The sequence below is a fragment of the Pseudohalocynthiibacter aestuariivivens genome, from assembly GCF_018457175.1.
GTDB lineage: Bacteria > Pseudomonadota > Alphaproteobacteria > Rhodobacterales > Rhodobacteraceae > Pseudohalocynthiibacter > Pseudohalocynthiibacter aestuariivivens.
In genome coordinates this window covers 264518-282511 of record NZ_JAGFNU010000005.1, presented here as the reverse complement: position 1 = coordinate 282511, position 17994 = coordinate 264518, and the positions used below count along the sequence as shown (strand labels likewise).

The 17994-nt window shown below is 50.7% G+C and carries 16 protein-coding genes; 9 read left to right on the top strand and 7 right to left on the bottom strand.

What is annotated here, in order from left to right; translation table 11 throughout:
* The first annotated feature begins 172 nt into the window (after positions 1-172).
* The 3 genes from J4E70_RS10220 (at position 173) to J4E70_RS10210 (ending at position 1920) form a co-directional block, all read left to right on the top strand.
* Positions 173-937 (top strand): winged helix-turn-helix transcriptional regulator, encoded by a 765-nt coding sequence (locus J4E70_RS10220; protein WP_213889071.1) that lies wholly within the window; start codon positions 173-175, stop codon positions 935-937.
* A gap of 199 nt (positions 938-1136) precedes the next feature.
* Positions 1137-1580, top strand: coding sequence for a YybH family protein (locus J4E70_RS10215; RefSeq protein WP_213889067.1), 444 nt, complete (start codon positions 1137-1139; stop codon positions 1578-1580).
* 67 nt (positions 1581-1647) lie between these two features.
* Entirely contained in the window at positions 1648-1920 is a 273-nt protein-coding gene (locus J4E70_RS10210) for a hypothetical protein (protein ID WP_213889065.1), read from the top strand.
* A gap of 478 nt (positions 1921-2398) precedes the next feature.
* Here the strand turns inward: J4E70_RS10210 and J4E70_RS10205 are convergent, their stop codons facing one another.
* Together J4E70_RS10205 and J4E70_RS10200 are read right to left on the bottom strand one after the other, a co-directional pair.
* Positions 2399-2665 (bottom strand): hypothetical protein, encoded by a 267-nt coding sequence (locus tag J4E70_RS10205; protein WP_213889064.1) that lies wholly within the window; start codon positions 2663-2665, stop codon positions 2399-2401.
* Positions 2666-2887: 222 nt separating this feature from the next.
* Positions 2888-3850: a LysR family transcriptional regulator gene (locus J4E70_RS10200; protein ID WP_213889063.1), complete on the bottom strand. Its 963-nt coding sequence runs from the start codon at positions 3848-3850 to the stop codon at positions 2888-2890.
* A gap of 20 nt (positions 3851-3870) precedes the next feature.
* Between J4E70_RS10200 and J4E70_RS10195 the strand changes: the two genes are divergently transcribed.
* Both J4E70_RS10195 and J4E70_RS10190 read left to right on the top strand, forming a co-directional pair.
* Positions 3871-4665, top strand: a complete 795-nt coding sequence (locus tag J4E70_RS10195) for a HalD/BesD family halogenase (protein WP_246531690.1) — start codon at positions 3871-3873, stop codon at positions 4663-4665.
* Between the two features lie 107 nt (positions 4666-4772).
* Positions 4773-5981, top strand: coding sequence for a M24 family metallopeptidase (locus J4E70_RS10190; RefSeq protein WP_213889060.1), 1209 nt, complete (start codon positions 4773-4775; stop codon positions 5979-5981).
* 57 nt (positions 5982-6038) lie between these two features.
* Here J4E70_RS10190 and J4E70_RS10185 read toward each other — a convergent pair whose 3' ends face one another.
* The 5 genes from J4E70_RS10185 to J4E70_RS10165 form a co-directional block, all read right to left on the bottom strand.
* Positions 6039-8663, bottom strand: coding sequence for a TRAP transporter permease (locus J4E70_RS10185; RefSeq protein WP_213889059.1), 2625 nt, complete (start codon positions 8661-8663; stop codon positions 6039-6041).
* A 99-nt stretch (positions 8664-8762) separates the two neighbouring features.
* Positions 8763-9734, bottom strand: coding sequence for a TAXI family TRAP transporter solute-binding subunit (locus tag J4E70_RS10180; RefSeq protein ID WP_213889058.1), 972 nt, complete (start codon positions 9732-9734; stop codon positions 8763-8765).
* A gap of 84 nt (positions 9735-9818) precedes the next feature.
* A complete protein-coding gene (locus J4E70_RS10175; protein ID WP_213889057.1) occupies positions 9819-10706 on the bottom strand; it encodes a MurR/RpiR family transcriptional regulator in 888 nt (295 codons plus the stop codon).
* A gap of 283 nt (positions 10707-10989) precedes the next feature.
* Positions 10990-11409 carry a hypothetical protein gene (locus J4E70_RS10170; protein ID WP_213889054.1) on the bottom strand — a complete coding sequence of 140 codons (420 nt, stop codon included), beginning with the start codon at positions 11407-11409 and terminating at the stop codon, positions 10990-10992.
* Positions 11410-12033: 624 nt separating this feature from the next.
* Positions 12034-12576, bottom strand: a complete 543-nt coding sequence (locus J4E70_RS10165; RefSeq protein WP_246531689.1) for a CBS domain-containing protein — start codon at positions 12574-12576, stop codon at positions 12034-12036.
* A gap of 111 nt (positions 12577-12687) precedes the next feature.
* Here J4E70_RS10165 and acsA point away from each other — a divergent pair, with 111 nt between their 5' ends.
* The 4 genes from acsA to J4E70_RS10145 are packed head-to-tail and all read left to right on the top strand — an operon-like array spanning position 12688 to position 17856.
* Positions 12688-14433, top strand: coding sequence for an acetate--CoA ligase (gene acsA / locus J4E70_RS10160; protein ID WP_213889052.1), 1746 nt, complete (start codon positions 12688-12690; stop codon positions 14431-14433).
* On the top strand, positions 14430-16433 hold the full coding sequence (gene pdhA / locus J4E70_RS10155) for a pyruvate dehydrogenase (acetyl-transferring) E1 component subunit alpha (protein ID WP_213889049.1): 2004 nt from the start codon (positions 14430-14432) through the stop codon (positions 16431-16433). Before acsA ends, pdhA begins: the two co-directional genes overlap by 4 nt.
* A complete protein-coding gene (locus J4E70_RS10150) occupies positions 16430-17611 on the top strand; it encodes a dihydrolipoamide acetyltransferase family protein (RefSeq protein WP_213889048.1) in 1182 nt (393 codons plus the stop codon). Before pdhA ends, J4E70_RS10150 begins: the two co-directional genes overlap by 4 nt.
* Positions 17608-17856 (top strand): acyl carrier protein, encoded by a 249-nt coding sequence (locus J4E70_RS10145; RefSeq protein WP_213889046.1) that lies wholly within the window; start codon positions 17608-17610, stop codon positions 17854-17856. The genes J4E70_RS10150 and J4E70_RS10145 overlap by 4 nt, the downstream gene beginning before the upstream one ends.
* The last annotated feature ends 138 nt before the right edge of the window (positions 17857-17994 follow it).

Sequence of the window (17994 nt, the reverse complement as noted above, 5' to 3'; positions counted from 1 at the left end):
ATCATGCAGATGTACGTCAATCTCGCGCAATATCTTCAGCGCATCCTCATCCGAATACCGTTTCCGAGCCATCCCTTCTTCCTCCTGTGACACTCAAATAGTGGCTCAGTTTTAGGGGGCTAAGACAGATTTGCAAAGAAACGTTACCTTGTCCTTAGGAGGAGGGAGGCTGATGCCTAGTAAACGATACGGTGCTATTTGCCCGATTTCGCATGCCTGTAAAGTTGTGGAGCCGCGATGGACAATCCATGTACTGACCGAAATGTGGGCAGGTTCGACGCGGTTTAACGACATCCGCCGAGGAGTCGGCAACATCTCTCCGGGGCTACTGTCAAAACGACTGAAGGAGTTGGAAGTTGCTGGTATGGTGGATCGCGTCGAGAACAAGGCGACCGGAACAGTAGATTATTTTCGCACACAAAAAGCGATTGATCTGGAACCCGCGCTGAATGCGTTAGGGGTCTGGGCACAACAAAATATCGCTGCCGAAATCGCCCTTTGTGACACAGACGTATCTGCGCTGATGTGGAAGCTACGCCGAGAAATTCATACAGAGAAATTTCCGGCACAGCGTGTCATTTTTCAGTTTCACTTTAATGATGAGAACTTGGCACGCGATACATTTTGGATAGTGTTCTATCCCGGCGGAGAGCGTGATCTTTGCGTCACAAAACCAAGTTATGACATCAATCTTTATATAGAAACCGACCTTGTCTCCTTGGGAGGTATACTGACGGGGCGGACGAACATCGGACGCGAACTTGAAAATGGCTCTTTGTTTCTCAGCGGAGACACAAGGTTGGCGCAGACGATGAACCAATGGCTCCCATTTTCTTACTATATTGACGTTGAAGGGATAGTGCCGCTTCGCGCTAATAATGGGCCCCATGCAGAACGCTTCAGCGATAAACAAGAAAACGTCTGTATGACCGAGTGAATGTCACTTCGGGCCTGCTTATTTACGTCTATTCACGGTTTGGAGTGGAGCGTGAATTTATCAAATGTGCAGCTGAGCAACGGAGAGCTTCCGCGCGCGGAAGCCGAATTTTCTGGGGCAAAGTACCTCCGGGTACATTCTCAATCAGGCAAATTCTAGAGAGCAGTCGTGATTGGCACCTAATAAGGAAGGAAGATTTATGGGACATTTTGTCAAAACCATATTTGCGGTAATCGCAACATCGACAGTTTCTTTTGCATATGCAGGAACGGCCGAAGACATTGCTGCGCGCGTTGAAACATTTGAAGCGGCGTTCAACAGCGGTGATGCTGCTGCTGTTGCGTCGCACTATACGACCGACTCCGCACTTCTTGCTCCTGATACAGCCCGCATCGATGGGCGCGAAGCCATTCAAGGATTGTGGCAAGCTTATGTAGATGCCGGAGTGGTTGACCTGAAGTTGACGACAGTTGATCTTGATGATTTAGGCGGTATTGCAAATGAAATAGGCACATACACCCTCACAGCGCCCGATGGTAACGGTGGAATGGTCCAAGCAGGAGGAAAATACATTGTTGTCTGGAAAGCGGATGACAGCGGTGTTTGGCATCTGCATTGGGATATCTGGAACAGCACTCCTTAAGCTTAGCATATAAGGCGTTTTTAGTTGGCAATTTCAACCGTTTGGTCACGGTCGGCCATTGGTTGAAATGTCAGACGGCAAAGGGGACGTTCTTTGCCATCAAGTGAATGGCGGCTTTAGGCGTGCGTTCTGGATTTCTGAGGGTCGTAAACCAGGCTTTGAACAACGACCGCTGTGGTGTCGACCCCCTCGCCAGAAATTTGGAGAACAGTTACCTGCTCAAACTCGCAAGGACACTTTGATCATCCCTGATCCGAATGTCAGGGTGCAGGCCGTTGTTGATGGCCAGGGCATTGCATTAAATGATGCGATGGTTGTGCGTGAACTCGAGGACGGGTAACTGGTCCTCCTCTCGGATGTCGAACTTACTTCTACGGCTGTTTTCTGGCCAGACCGCGCTCTGTAAATCGCACCAAAAGAGTTGATGCCCTTATCAATTGGCTGCAGCATTTGTGAGGCTTTTGCTTTCACGTCTGATTGGCCCCAGACGCCGAAAGCCTACATACGTTGCAAAGAAGAATTCGGTCAACTTGGCTCAGAGCAGAAATTCGCTGCAATCTGATCAAACGACCGCCATGCGGAACGAACCCGCCGTTTCATTGCGGCCAGGCAGCGACAGAGTTTAGTTCAATGATCAAAACCCACGCACGTGGAAACGACAACCAAGTGGTTTCTCAACATGGCCGTAGGCGAAGTGGTTCAAGAATGAAGAAAACTGAATGGTCTGCCGTCCCAGCCAACTCTAAGCCAGCCCCGTTTTGCCAGATTCTTCCAATGCAGACGAGGCCAAGTGTATGCCCAAAACTGGCGTACTGCGCTCAGCCTCCGGGACCACGCCTAATCGAATACCAGAAGTACCCGCCAACGAATACAACGATAGCAAACCCAACTAGGATAGGAACAGGATAGTGTATACGTATGCCCCACAGGATTACGTAGACGCCACCGCCAAAGACACACAGAAAAACGACATTTCCGAACAGCCAACCCAGCCATTCACTAGCTTCGTAGCCAGCCCTCTTCGAAATAAGGCTACCGATCAAAGCGGCAACTAACAATACAGCAATCGCTGCTAGCGCGATCAACAAAGCTTCCATAATTCGAAACTACATACAATTGACGGTCAAGGAAACAGTGTTCGACACGTATGTATGCGGCGCAGAATTGGTAAGATTGGGCTCACAACAGTCGTTCTCTGCGTGATCATCCAATGACTGTAGCGCGGGACAAGGTTACCACTCACTAGCGACGGACGGTCGGCTGGATTTTTTTCTTATAGCGGAAAAGGATACACCAAGTTTTCTTAGTCAGTTCAGGCCCAAGAAATTCAGGAACATCTTGAATGTCGGGCTTTCTGCCCGAGCATTTGGAAAAACGCAGGCATAATCCTTTTTCATTGGAAGGTTTATTGCGGAAGGTGAGACCAATGAACCGGAGCTGATGTCAGAACTGACAAGAATGGAGGGGATAAGGGCGACCCCGGCTTCTTGTCTTGCTGCTGATACTGCAAGTGACAAATCGCTGACGATTAAACCCGGGTCGGAAGGATCTGAAGTCCTGTTTCCGGCCTTAAGTCGCCAATCCGACCAGTGAGGCTCGCTCGAAAAACTTGGACCCCATTTATTATGAATTAATTTAGCATCGGGAACGTTGACCAGCAATCCCTCTGGGTCCGAATACTGTTCCCAGAAGGCCGGTGCGCAGACCGGAATTGCGATACCACTGAACAAGGGAATTTGGCGGTATTCCGTGTAAAATGTTGAGCCATATGTAAGACGCAAATCGACAGCTTCCCGCTCGAAATCAATAGGATCTTCCTGAACCCGGATATCCAGAGAGACCCCAGTTTGCTCACTGAAGCGCAGCGCTTTTGGAAGTAACCATAACTCTGACAATGCTGGAAGTGTACTGACGACCAGTTGCCGGGTACGCTTGTTTCTGCGCACGATCTGGGCGGCTTCTGAAAGCTCACCAAAAGCGCGCGCAAGCTTTGGATAAATCTCCTCTCCAGCATCTGTCAGGGAAATACGGTTCCCCTTGCGAACAAAAAGTTTCTTGCCCAGATGGTCTTCGAGACTTTTTACCTGAAGGCTTACGGCAGCAGAACTGACGCCCAGTTCCTGTCCAGCCAACACGAAACTTCCGCAACGCGCAGCGACCTCGAAAGCTCTTAGTCCATTCAGAGAAGGGAGAATATGCATGGAGATCCTAGTTTTTCTTATGCTACCTAATAATTGAACTGGTTGTGATCGTCCAGCATTTGCGTTCAATTAGGGGTAATGGAGGACCCATGATGAATCATCTGCTTGATCTCGAAAAATACCCGCTGGACCGCCCGGACAGCCCAGAATACGTCGCAATGGTTAAAAAATGCCGGGCCGATCTTGCTTCCAAAGGCATGTTCAACTTGCCGGGTTTTTTCAAACCGGGTGTGGCTCAGGCCGCCGCGGACATGGCAAAACCCGCAATGAATACGGCCTCGTTTAGACATGCGCGGCGCCATAATGTCTACTTTAAGGATGCAATGCCCGGAGTTGATGACAACCACCCCGCAATGGTCAAGTCCGACACCATCAATCACACACTCTGTGCAGATCAACTGAACGGCAATCCGGTGATTGATGTTTACGAGTGGGAACCCCTTGCCGATTTCTTGGCCGCAACGATGGGCAAGGGCAAGTTGTACCCGATGGATGACAAAATGGCATGCGTGAACATGCAGGCGACACGTGCAGGCGAAGGGTTGAATTGGCACTTCGACCGTTCAGAGTTCACCACGACAATCCTGCTGCAGGCCCCTGAAACGGGTGGCCAGCTTGAATATCGCAAAGACCTGCGAACTGCAGATGACCAGAATTACGACGGGGTTGCCGCTGTGCTGGCTGGGAAAGATCCGGAAATCAAGCAAATCATGCCCGAACCGGGTGCCTTGAACGTGTTTCGCGGTGTCAACACTCCACATCGCGTTGTTCCGGTAGAAGGACGGAAGGATCGTGTGATTGCCATCTTTTGCTACTATGAACAGCCCGGTGTTGCTTTCACAGCTGATGAGCAGATGGGATTTTACGGGCGAACCGTAGCCTAGAGTAACCATGCTTTTTCCGAAGGCACCTCTGGAATGATTCCCTTCTAAACTTTCGGCGCTTTCGCAATCGTTTGCTTATGACATGCATTTCCATATCGGGGCGCAGAATGACCCAGACGCAGAACGCCTTTAAAGACGACCGAAAACTGACCTATCTGAATAGTGAAGGGTCGGACAAGCCTTTGATCAGCCCGGTCAGTCAGATCACATTGGACAAAGCCAGGGCCTATCGTCTGGGGCGGTTTCGCGAACAGATTGAATTGCACGATGTGGCGGGCCTTCTGCTCTACGATCCGATTAACATCCGCTATGCGTTCGACAGTTCTAACATGCAGGTCTGGACCAGCCACAACCCGGTACGCTACGCGATGATCCTGGCCAATGGCCCGGCGATCCTGTGGGAATTTAAAGGGTGTGAGCACCTGAATGGCGGGCTTCCTGGCATTGATGAAATCCGCACGGCCGTATCCTGGATGTTCATGACGAAGGGCGACAAGGCCGTTGAAGGGGTTGAAACCTGGGCCGATGAAATTGCCGATCTTATGCTCCAGCACGGTGGCGGTAATAAACGCATTGCCGTCGACAAACTGGGCGGCCCGGGCCTGCATGCATTGGAAACACGCGGTTTCACCTATGTTGAAGGAACCGAGCTGACCGAACGCGCCAGATCGATCAAGTCACCCGAAGAAATTGAGCTGATGCGCTGGACGATCCAGGTCTGCGAGGCGGGGATGGCGAGGATCTATGAACACTCAGTCCCCGGTGCGACCGAGCGTGAGCTTTGGGCGCATCTTCATTTCGAAAATGCACGGTCTGGCGGAGACTGGCTGGAGACCAAGTTGCTGACTTGCGGGCCAAACACCAACCCATGGTACATGGAATGCTCGAATCGAGCGTGTCGCGAAGGCGAGATGATCTCATTTGATACGGATATGACAGGCCCTTACGGTTATTGCGCTGACCTCTCCCGCAGTTGGATCTGTGGCTATAGGCCGATGACCAACAATCAGCGGCGGGTTTACGGCACTGCGCTTGACCAGATCAATCACAATCTTGATATTCTGAAACCAAGCTTGAGCTTTGCTGAGTTCAACGAAAAGAGCTGGCGCATCCCGATCAGCACGTCGACTATCGCTATTCAGTGGCCGCCCACGGCGTCGGCATGGCGGATGAATGGCCTGTCATTCCGCTTCACGTTGATTTCGATGAGAGTGCAATGTCGGGCCGGGTTGAACAAGGCATGGTCATCTGTGTCGAAAGCCTTGTCGCGGAACAAGGCTCTGAAAGCGTCAAGCTTGAAACGCAGGTTCTGGTAACGGAAACCGGCACCGAGCGGCTGGACAATTTTCCTTGGGAAGACGTTTGATCTCTCCTCAAAACGCTGGTTGAGTGGCACGTGGTCGCTGAATGGTAACGATCATCAGCAACAACAACAACGCTGGAATGAAAAATATCTCTTTTGCCATTCGGTCATTTTCTATCGCTACCGCTTCGATCTGGGCTGGTTCTTCACCGTAAAAATCATAGTCATTCGCCAGGATGTCATAGTAGGGCGTTCCGGGGAAGGGTTCGTCCAGCGTCAAAATACCGTTGTCTTCGACTACGGAGAGTCCAACCGCTTCCAACCGCTCAGCTCCAGTCCCCTCTGCGTCGGGGGTAAAGCTGACCGTTGTAGATCCAACAACGCTGGTGTCAAAGTCAGGAGCCGAAATTCGCAAACGTGCCGAAGAGCCCACAGGCAATGCTTCTAGCGCAGTGAGTGCTTCTGAACCCGTCTTTTCAGTATACTTGTCTTGCCATTGATCAAGGAAGAAATCGGGGCGGAACAGCATAAATACGACCAATAGCATGACCGCACCTTCCCACTTTCGGGATTTGGCGATGAAGTAGCCTTGGGTCACTGCCGCGAATACCAGCATCGCGACGAGTGAGACAAAGAAAACCATGACCGCTTTTGCCGGTCCAACATTGATTAACAAAAGGTCAGTGTTGAAAATGAACATGAATGGCAGAAGGGCCGTACGAATGTCATAGCTGAATCCAACAAGACCTGTCTTGATCGGATCCCCGCGCGATATCGCTGCTGCAGCGTAAGCGGCAAGACCAACAGGTGGCGTATCATCTGCAAGAATGCCGAAGTAGAAGACGAACATATGCACAGCGATAAGTGGTACAATCAAACCTGATTGTGCGCCCACGGATACGATCACTGGTGCCATTAGTGACGACACAACGATGTAGTTGGCAGTAGTGGGAAGTCCCATTCCAAGGATCAAAGACAAGACTGCAACCAGTACCAAGAGAATAATCAGGTTCCCGCCCGAGATGACCTCGATCACTTGTCCGATGATCTGATGTGCACCAGTGAGCGAGATCGTCCCAACAATGATGCCGGCTGCGCCTGTTGCGACGCCTATTCCGATCATATTCCTTGCGCCGCCTTCGAGACCCGCCACAAATTCGCGGAAGCCTTCCATAAATTGGTTTACCAAATCAGACTCACCTCGAAATACCGCCTTTATGGGGCGGTGCGTCAAAGCGACAATGATCATGGTAACAGTCGCCCAGAATGCTGACAGGGCAGGCGAAAGCCGATCAAGGTATTCGGTGCGAACCATCAAGTTCCAAACCAGAACGAAGATCGGGAGCGCAAAATAGGCACCACCCAGAAATGTAGGCGTCAGACGTGGTGCTGACACAGCTTTCGCATTTGGATCATCGACCTCAATGTCTGGAAATTTGGAAGCAACGTAAAGCAGACCCAGATAGGCAAGAGCGAGCAACGCAAGCGCGGGGTACACGGTGGCTCCGGGCATCATGGGTTCCAACATGGCACGGAAACCAACAACCAGAAATGTGATCGCGGCCATGCCAAGGAATCCCGTTATGAACAATATCAGAATCATCAGAACGCCAATTTGACGTCCTGGTTTCTTTAAACCTTCAAGGCCCATCTTTAGGCTTTCCAGATGCACGATGTATAACAGTGCGATGTAGGAAATTATTGCTGGCAGGAAGGCGTGCTTGACGACTTCGATGTAGGGAATATTCACGTACTCGACCATCAAGAACGCTGCTGCACCCATAACAGGCGGTGTTAATTGCCCGTTGGTCGATGATGCGACCTCGACAGCGCCGGCCTTTTCAGGCGAGAATCCGATCCGCTTCATCAGAGGGATCGTGAACGTCCCGGTCGTTACGGTATTTGCGATGGATGAGCCAGATATCATTCCGGTCATCATAGAAGACAATACAGCAGCCTTTGCCGGACCGCCGCGAAGCGCACCAAGCAATGATATGGCAACCTTGATGAACCAGTTGCCGCCGCCGGCTTTTTCCAAAAACGCACCGAACAACACGAAAAGGAAGATCATCGATGTTGAGACGCCTAAGGCGACACCAAAGACGCCCTCGGTTTGCATCCAATAGTGCCCCATCGCTTTACTGAATGACGAACCGCCATAGTTTGTAATGCTTCCTATCCATTCAGAATAACCACCAAAGAAAGCTAGCGCGAGGAACAGAGAGCCAATGATGACAAGTGGCAACCCAAGCGAACGAAAAACAGCAACCATCAGGGCAGCCATCCCGATACCAGACATTACAATGTCAGAGGTCGACCAAAGACCAGGTCGGTCAGCGATCTGAAACCGAAAAACAACAAGGTACAGGCACGCCGCAGAACCAAGCGCCACTAAAACCCAATCATACCAAGGCACCTTGTTTCGATGGCCAAAAATCGGAAATGCCAAAGTCGCCAGTACAAGAGCAAAAGCAAGGTGCACGTAGCGCGCTTGTGCTACGATATTTGCCATCATGCTGATGCCTGTTGCTTGGGCCAGAACACCCGGCAATTTCGACGCGATGTAGAGCTGAAACAACGACCATATGATGCAAAGACTAAAGATCAATTTTGTTACGAAGGGACCTGCGTTACGCGCGCCGGTGTCGGCTTCGGCCACCATATCTTCTGCGGTTCTGGTTGCACTATCGGTCATTCACTAACCCCCGTCGAATTACGTTTACATTATGCAAAACGCCAGCGCACCGAGGCGATGCGCTGGCGTTAGGTTTTACAAGACATCAACAGTTGTCCGCTACTGCATCAGGCCCAGTTCTCTATAGGCGCGTTCAGCCCCTGGGTGCAGAGGTGCGGACAAGCCATCACTAATCATCTGTGCAGCATCAAGGTTTGCGAAAGCAGGATGAAGACCGCGAAAATCGTCCAGATTCGAAAGAACCGCCATTGCTACAACGTATGCAACATCGTCAGAAACATTGGCAGAGGTCACGAACGTCGCACCAACGCCGAATGTTGTGGTGTCGTCATCTGTGCCAGCATACATGCCGCCTGGAATAGTCGCCGTACGGTAATATGGGTTGTCAGCGATCAGCGCATCAATTGGCGCTCCCGATACAGACAACAAATTTACATCGCAAGTTGTCGTTGCTTCCTTGATCGCGGCAGCTGGGTGACCGATGGTGTAGATCATCGCGTCGATGTTACCGTCGCAGATCTCTTTGGCCATCTCTGATCCTTTGTATTCCGTTGCAAGCGCGAAATCATCCATGCCGATACCGAACGCCGCCATGACAGCTTCCATTGTTGCACGTTGTCCGGAACCTGGGTTGCCGACATTCACGCGCTTACCAGCGAGTTCCTCAAAAGAAGTAATACCGCTATCAGCTCGTACGATCAAAGTGAACGGCTCTGGGTGAACAGAAAACATTGCCCGGATTTCAGGAAAGGGATTGTCCTCGAACTTGGATGTGCCGTTATATGCGTGATATTGCCAGTCTGACTGAGCAACGCCGAACTCAAGCTCGCCTGCTTTGATGGTGTTGATATTGTAAACCGAACCACCCGTGGATTCCACTGCACAGCGGATTCCGTGCTCTTTGCGGTCGCGGTTCACCAGACGGCAAATTGCTCCACCAGTTGGGTAGTAAACGCCAGTAACGCCACCTGTTCCGATTGAGATGAATTGCTGGTCTTGTGCAGACACGGCACCACCAAATGCAATCGAAGCTGCGGCCACAAGACCGCAAAATAATTTGCTGTGTATCATGAAATTCTCCCTGAGTGAGACGTTGAAACGCACGTCTTTTACACGGGGAGGGTCCTAAATGTGTTCGAGGATGTCACGAAAAAACTAATGTTTTTTTTGTGCGAACCAATAGGCGTTATTCTCTAATCGAAGTTTTTCATAAGATTTGATCCTGTCGTTGGCCCCAAGACCACCGCGATGCATCAGCAGGGCTAACAGTATCTCTACCACTGCGATCATACCCGAAAAACATCCGAAGTTATGCGTGCTCAGCATTGATGCGATCAATGTGTGGTCAGGATTCAGCTGAGGCGAAACAAACTCAGAATCTGTGATTAACAGGAGTTTTACGCCTTTTTTCTTGGCGAAAGCACAGGCCTCGATCGTTTCCCTGGAATAGGGAGTTACCGTGATTGCAATTAAAACATCCCCTGACTTGGCTTCATTCAAATCGTCGATAGCGCTGTTGCGATGTTGTGGAATGAGTTGCAGAGATGGCAGCGCCATCCGACCAACATAGTGTAAGTAATAGGCGACCGCATAACTTGACCTAACGGCAGTTAAATACACCGTTTTTGCAGAGAAAAGTGTATCTGCAATCAATTCTAGCTCATCTAATTGCTGACGTTCCAATGAATGTGTGACAATTGAAAGCGCATTTTTTGCGGCGTCTGCAAAGACTGGTCCCAATTCCGACTGCACACGAATATCGGTGAGCCAATCAGGGTTATTTCGCAGAGTTGCGCCAGCCACAAGCGCGTGACGAAACGGTTGACGAAATGTATCATAGCTTCGAAACCCGAGTGTTTTAGCCATATTTACAAGGGTGTATGTGCTGACGCGTGCTTTGCGCGCGGTGTCGCGAATTGGATCCAAACCGAAATCCGAGGGATGATCCAGGACATATTTTGCCGCAATTTTCATCTGAGGTGAAAACTGCATAATCCCCTCTTTCAATGCTGCAATAGTCTTGATTCTTAACGTCGGATCCATGCGATTCGTCTTGCTGCTTAGAATATAACATATGTTATATTAGTTAGGGATTGATCAGCAACGTAATTCCTAATTCCAGTGATGTCGCTGGATGTTACTGCTTTCCAACTCAGGAATAACAAAACGCGCGTCCATCGTGCCAGTTCCTAACCACATGTAAAGACGTCCCAAAGCAGCCTTTTACACCCCTCTTAGGGCCGCTGCAGCGCGGTCACGTCATCTCGGTAAATCTGGTAAAACCTCGTTCATACGGCGTGATAGGAAAGCTGTTGCATGTAGGTGTTCATTTGAGTTGCGCGTCGCGCACAAGCGAGGTGAGGCGATAAAACCCGTGCACCATCTTGGAAAATGGCATTAGCAGGAAGAAGGCCAGAATAGCACCAAGATGCAGCGTCAGGAGTGCGGGCATCAAAACTGAGCCTCCAACAGCGTAGAGCATTAGCCCGGTCACCGCGACGGCCAGCAGCAACAGGATGAAGACCATTTCACCCCCCCAGACCCGAACATCGCCAAGGGTCTTGTCTCCTTTGGGTTTGAGCCAAGCAAGCTTGCAGACCTTAACCACTTCCAAGAAACCTTTGGCGCTAACCAAATCACTCTTAAAAGGGATCATTTCTTTCCGTTTGTGAAGTTGGTTTACCAGAGCAGCAAAAATTGTCTTTCGCGCGGCATGAATGGATTTTTTCAGCTTTGTTGCTACCATTTAACTTTCCTATCGGAAGGTAGTTTCTTTAGTGCGGATTTTGATGTTTAGCCTTTACTGATTTTCTTCAGTAAATTCGATATTTTGGCACGAAATGTTAGGATGTCGGCCAACTGCATCCAGGGCATAGGTAGTTGAAATGAAATAACAACCTTCGATAGAAAAAAGAAACATGAAAACCCCCAGGTAGATTTTCGGAGTTGGTATCCGATTGGGTTGAGCGTGTCACCCTTATAAATACAATTTTAAAGAAACTATAAACCAGTAATTCTATCTAAAATAGAATTTAGTATTTGTCTTGGTGCGCTGTCTGAAGGAAATACAATTTAACATGATCGCCTGGTTAAAGGGTTCACATAATTTCGATAATCGCCGGCTTTGAATGGGCGTTACGAAGCACAAGTAAGAAAAGATTACGAGAATTGGCATCGCCAAAAAGTGCCGCATGATTTTGAATCGATACCAGTGCTATAGTGCATTTATCAACCTCGCGCGTGACAAGGACAGTCCTGGTGACCCTCGGCAAAATCATCGTCTAAAGCTCGCGTAAGATCATCCTGATAGTACTAAGTTTTTTTACTTTCCAGAGCGTAGTATTGCAGAACCTCGATCAAATCCCAGGCTTCACGAGTGGTGATCAGAAACAGCGTGCATCAATTCCCCAACCAGTTCACGGCTTACCGAATGTGAAATGTCGCCCACAGAAAGCATTCCAACAACTTGTTTTTTTTCATCCAAAACAGGTAGGCGGCGGATCTTTTTCTGGTCCATCAGATGAATTGCATCTTCTACAGTCTGGTGCGTTTCGCAGTAGATGACATTCTGGCTCATCACCTCTTTGGCACTTGTCTTCTCCGGGTCACGACCCTCAGCAGTTACGCGAAGAACCAAGTCCCGGTCAGTGATTATTCCAACCAACTTATCATTTTCCTGCACCGGAACTGCACCTATGTCGTTCTTCTTTAGTAATTTAGCGATATCGGCTACTGAAGTTTCGGTGCTGACCCAATCAGCATTTCTGTGCATAGCTTTTGAGATTTCCACGACAATTCTCCATCGAAAAACTGCTGCATTATGAACGACAGCAGGGGTTTTGTTATTGACGATGGTCAATTCGTCACTGCGTTCTTTGCCAAATTGATACCTGATTGCAGTGCCAATAGGCATTGGATTCAAAATCTTAGAAATAACGATTTGGCCCGAAATTGACTGATATCATTCACGAAGCTTTCCGATCACGTACACTTCTGCTGACTTGGTAAATTCGAGCCTTCAGCAATGGATAAAAACAAAATCATAAAATCGGAAAATATTCGCCGCTCAGCAAACTTGCCTGACTATGAAACCGCGCTCGCGACATTTTCCTGGTCGGCAGCACACGACGTGTTGGATTTTATGCCGGGTGGCGCGCTGAATATAGCGCATGAAGCGATCGACAAACATCTCATATTGGGCCAAGGCGAGAAAATTGCTTTAAGGTGGATCGCCAAAACCGGAGAGCGGACAGAGTTTACTTATGAAGAACTCGCACACCTGACAAACAAATTTGCCAATGTGCTTCAAGCGCAAGGCATAAAGAAAGGTGATCGCGTCTATTCGCTTCTCGGGCGAAAACCAGAGCTTTTTATCGCAGCCCTAGGAACACTCAAGGCTGGTTGTGTTTTCTGCCCACTGTTTTCAGCTTTTGGGCCAGAACCTATCAAAGCACGTATGGAGATTGGTGGTGCGAACGCTTTGATAACTTCAGCCAGCCTTTACAGACGAAAGGTAAAGGGGATCAGGGCCGAATTGCCAAGCCTCCGCAATGTCTTTCTGATTGACGGGGAAGCGGAAGGCACGAACCTGCTGACCGACCTGATGGACACCGCATCTGATGAGTTTTCCACTGTGCCGATGAAGCCAGAGGATATGGCGCTTTTGCATTTTACATCGGGCACCACGGGTCGGCCGAAAGGCGTTGTGCATGTGCACGAGGCGGTCGTGGCGCACCACGTGACCGGGCGGTTCGCGCTCGATCTGAGGCCGACAGACACATATTGGTGCACGGCAGATCCCGGATGGGTGACCGGTACGTCTTACGGGATCATCGCGCCCCTCGTGATCGGGGTCACGATGATTGTTGACGAAGCCGATTTTGATCCCGCGCGTTGGTATAGCATTCTGGAAACAGAGGGGGTCAATGTCTGGTACACGGCGCCCACAGCAATCAGGATGCTGATGAAGGCTGGGCGTGATATGCCAACGGGACATGAGTTCCCGCATCTGCGGTTTATGGCAAGTGTAGGAGAGCCGCTCAACCCCGAGGCAGTCGTCTGGGGTAACGAGGTTTTTGGACAGCCCTTCCACGACAATTGGTGGCAAACAGAAACCGGCGGAATCATGATTGCCAACTACGCTTCCATGGATGTGAAGCCAGGTTCCATGGGAAAACCACTACCCGGAATTACGGCTGGAATTCTGAATGTGACACCTACGGACGTGCAGGAACTTACAGAACCGCTTGCGATCGGCGAACTCGCGTTGCGCCCAGGGTGGCCTTCGATGATGCGGGCCTATCTGCACGAGGAAGCACGCTACAACAAATGCTTCCGCGGCGGGTGGTATCTGAGCGGTGATCTCGCGATGCGTGACAGTGATGGCTACTACTGGTTCGTTGGACGTAGTGACGATGTTATTAAAAGCGCCGGGCACTTGATTGGACCATTTGAGGTCGAAAGCGCGCTTTTGGAACACCCGGCCGTCGCGGAAGTTGCGGTGGTAGGTTTGCCTGATGAAACTGCGGGCGAAATCGTCAAAGCCTATGTTGCGTTAAAGCCGGGCTATCAAGCGAAGGATGGCTTGCGGCTTGATCTGCTGGGGCACGCTAGAAAAAGGCTTGGCCCCGCTGTCGCACCCAAAGAGATCGTATTTCGGAAAAACCTGCCAAAGACCCGCAGTGGCAAGATCATGCGGCGCCTTTTGAAAGCCCGCGAGCTTGGCCTGCCGGAAGGTGACATTTCAACACTTGAAAGCGATGAACAATGACTGTGACAGATGTTAAGCCACGCCTTGATCACGCACATGTTCGCGGCTTGTTAAAGGGTATGATCCGTATTCGGCGTTTTGAGGATAAGTGTGCCGAGTTGTATACGCAGCAGAAAATCCGCGGATTTCTGCACCTTTATGATGGTGAAGAGGCAATCGCCGCTGGCATCATTCCGTTACTCGAAACGAAGGATCGGGTGGTAGCAACCTACCGCGAACATGGTCATGCACTCGCACGGGGTGTTTCGATGGCAGAGATCTTGGCTGAAATGTATGGCAAGTCTGAAGGTTGTGCAGGGGGGCGAGGCGGCTCGATGCACCTGTTCAATCGTGACACCAATTTCTGCGGAGGTAACGCGATTGTTGGCGGCGGTTTGCCGTTGGCCGTTGGTTTGGGTTTGGCCGACAAGATGCAAGAGAGCGGCGCGGTCACCGCGTGTTTCTTCGGCGAAGGTGCTGTGGCCGAAGGCGAATTTCATGAAAGCATGAACCTTGCAGCCCTTTGGAAGTTGCCGGTCTTGTTCGTTTGCGAAAACAATGGCTACGCAATGGGGACAGCGCTGGGAAGATCTGAAGCAACAACTGATATCAGCGCTAAGGCAAGAAGCTACGATGTCACAGTAGAAGCTGTTGACGGCATGGATGTCGTCGCTGTTGAGGTGGCTGCCCGCCGCGCACTCAAATCAATCTTGGAAACTGGGGAACCTTATTTTCTCGAATGTCGCACCTATCGATTCCGGGCGCATTCAATGTTTGATGCGCAGCTTTACAGACCGAAGGAGGAAGTCGCTGAATGGCGCGCAAAGGGACCTATTGTTCGATTCCAGGGATGGTTAGAACAAAACGGGCTTATCAAAGCTGAAGAGGTCAAAACAATAGAGGCGGAGATTGATGCCGAGATAGAAGAGGCGGTAAATTTTGCCGAAGCGGGCACCGATGAACCGCTCTCGTCTTTGACAAAATATGTCATGGCTGAAGAACGGCCCGCACCACCCGTCGGCGTCGTGCCTGACGAGACCGCGGAAACGACCTATCGGGACGCTGTAAAGGCCGGAATTGTGGATGCAATGACCCGCGATGATCGTGTGTTTTTGATGGGTGAAGACGTCGGTGAATACGGTGGATGCTACGCGGTTAGCAAAGGTTTGCTGGATCAATTCGGGCCAGAAAGGATTCGTGATACACCCTTGTCGGAATCGGGTTTTACGGGTGCAGGGATAGGCGCTGCGATTGCCGGAATGCGACCGATTGTCGAATTGATGACCGTCAACTTCTCGCTATTGGCGCTTGACCAAATCCTCAACACCGCCGCGACACTGCGCCATATGTCAAACAACCAGTTTGGTGTTCCGGTCGTGATCCGCATGGCGACCGGTGCGGGCAAGCAATTGGCGGCACAGCATTCGCACAGTCTTGAGGGTTGGTACGCCCATATTCCTGGCCTGCGTGTTCTGGCTCCGGCAACGTTGGAAGATGCACGCGGAATGCTTTGGACAGCCCTGGAAGACCCTGACCCTGTTCTGATCTTTGAAAATGTCATGCTCTACAACCGAACGGGTCAGCTCGCGGCAAATGCCGGCCCGGTAGACATTGACCGGGCAATGGTCAGGCGTGAGGGAACGGACATCACTCTGATCACCTATGGTGGATCGCTTTTTAAAACGCTTGATGCAGCCGAAGAACTCGCAAAAGGCGGCATCGCTGCCGAGGTTGTTGACCTTCGCAGTCTTCGTCCGCTGGATATGAAAACAATTTTTGCTTCGGTTGCCAAAACTCACCGGGCATTGGTGGTTGACGAAGGCTGGAAAACCGGCAGCCTTGCCGCCGAAATCGGGATGCGATTGGCCGAAGAAGCATTCTTTGATCTTGATGCGCCCCTCGCGCGGGTCTGCAGCGAAGAAGTTCCGATCCCTTATGCAGAACATCTGGAAAGGGCCGCGATCCCGCAATCCGAAAAAATTGTTACGGCTGTTAAAGCACTAATCCGGATAACCCCATGAGCGATTTCCTCATGCCCTCTCTCGGCGCCGATATGGAGGCCGGCACGCTGGTGGAATGGCTTAAGGAACCGGGTGAAACGGTCAAACGCGGCGATATCGTTGCTGTGGTGGAAACCCAAAAAGGCGCGATAGAAATTGAAATTTTTGAGAATGGAGTGCTTGAGTCTTATCTGGTTGAGATTGGCAATAAAGTGCCCGTGGGAACGCCGCTTGCAATAATCCGAGGCAAAGACGCAACGATTGAAGAAGCGAAGCCAGAACGAAAAGCTGAGGCGGCTAAAACCGCTGAAGCAGCCGCACCACAGCCGCCGGAATGCGTTGAAAAAGCTCCAGACGCGCCAGCCAAGTCTTCTAAAACTCCTCGTATAGAAGGCGAAAGGCTACGTATTACGCCCGCAGCGCGACGTCTGGCGGCACAGTCCGGTATCTCTCTGGAGATGCTCTCGAACGCGTCGAATGATATTATCTCGCTCTCCGATGTCGAGGAACGGATTGGTGGCACAGTGGCTTCTGAAAAATTCTCGATGCGCGATGCGATTGCGGCAGCAATGTCCCGATCAAAGCGTGAAATCCCACATTACTATCTCTCACATACGACCGATATATCGGTCGCAGTAAATTTCGTTGCAGAAACAAACAAGAACCGGGCGCCTGAAGAGCGTTTACTGCTGGGTGCCTTATATCTGAAGGCGGTTGCAAAGGCCCTGTCGAAGTACCCGGAATTCAACGGCCATTTCACTGATAATGTGTATCATGAAAGCTCTGCGGTTCATGCTGGCATGGCGATCAATATTCGTGGTGGTGGCCTTGTTGCACCGGCAATCCATGACACAGAAAGCCGTGATCTGAATGAACTGATGACCGCGATGCGTGACTTGATCATCCGTGTACGCGCTGGGCGATTTCGCGCGCGAGAGCTTTCGGATGCGACGATTACGATAACCAGCCTGGGCGACCGAGGCGTCGACCAACTGTTTGGTATCATATACCCGCCCCAAGTCGCGATAATTGGAATTGGGACGCCCGCTCGCCGACCATGGGTGCACGACGGGATATTGGTACCGCGCGAGGTTGCAACACTCACACTTGCTGCCGACCACCGGGTCAGCGACGGACACCGAGGTGCTCTGTTCCTCAGGGCTATTGATAAACAACTTCAATCTCCGGAGGCGCTATGAAACCCGCAGAAATTCAAATTGCTTTGAAAGAAGAACTGCACCGTATCGCGCCAGACATTGAGGTGACAGAGATCGACCCTGCTGCTGATTTGCGAGAGGAATTTGATATTGATTCAATCGATTTCCTGACACTCGTTACCGCACTTGGAAAACGTTTTGATCTTGCAATGCCGGAAGCAGATTATGCGCATATGGGTACATTCAATGATTTACTGACCTATCTTGTCGGCAGTCTGCACAAGTGAATCCGGTGCACAAAACATCTACGAGAAAACAAAAAAACCGCCATTTGTGTCTTCTGTCCCGGCCCACAGGTTCAGTTTGCGACTGTATTACACTTTAGAACACCTCCTGCACTGTATAGAATTTGAATGGCTCAAATC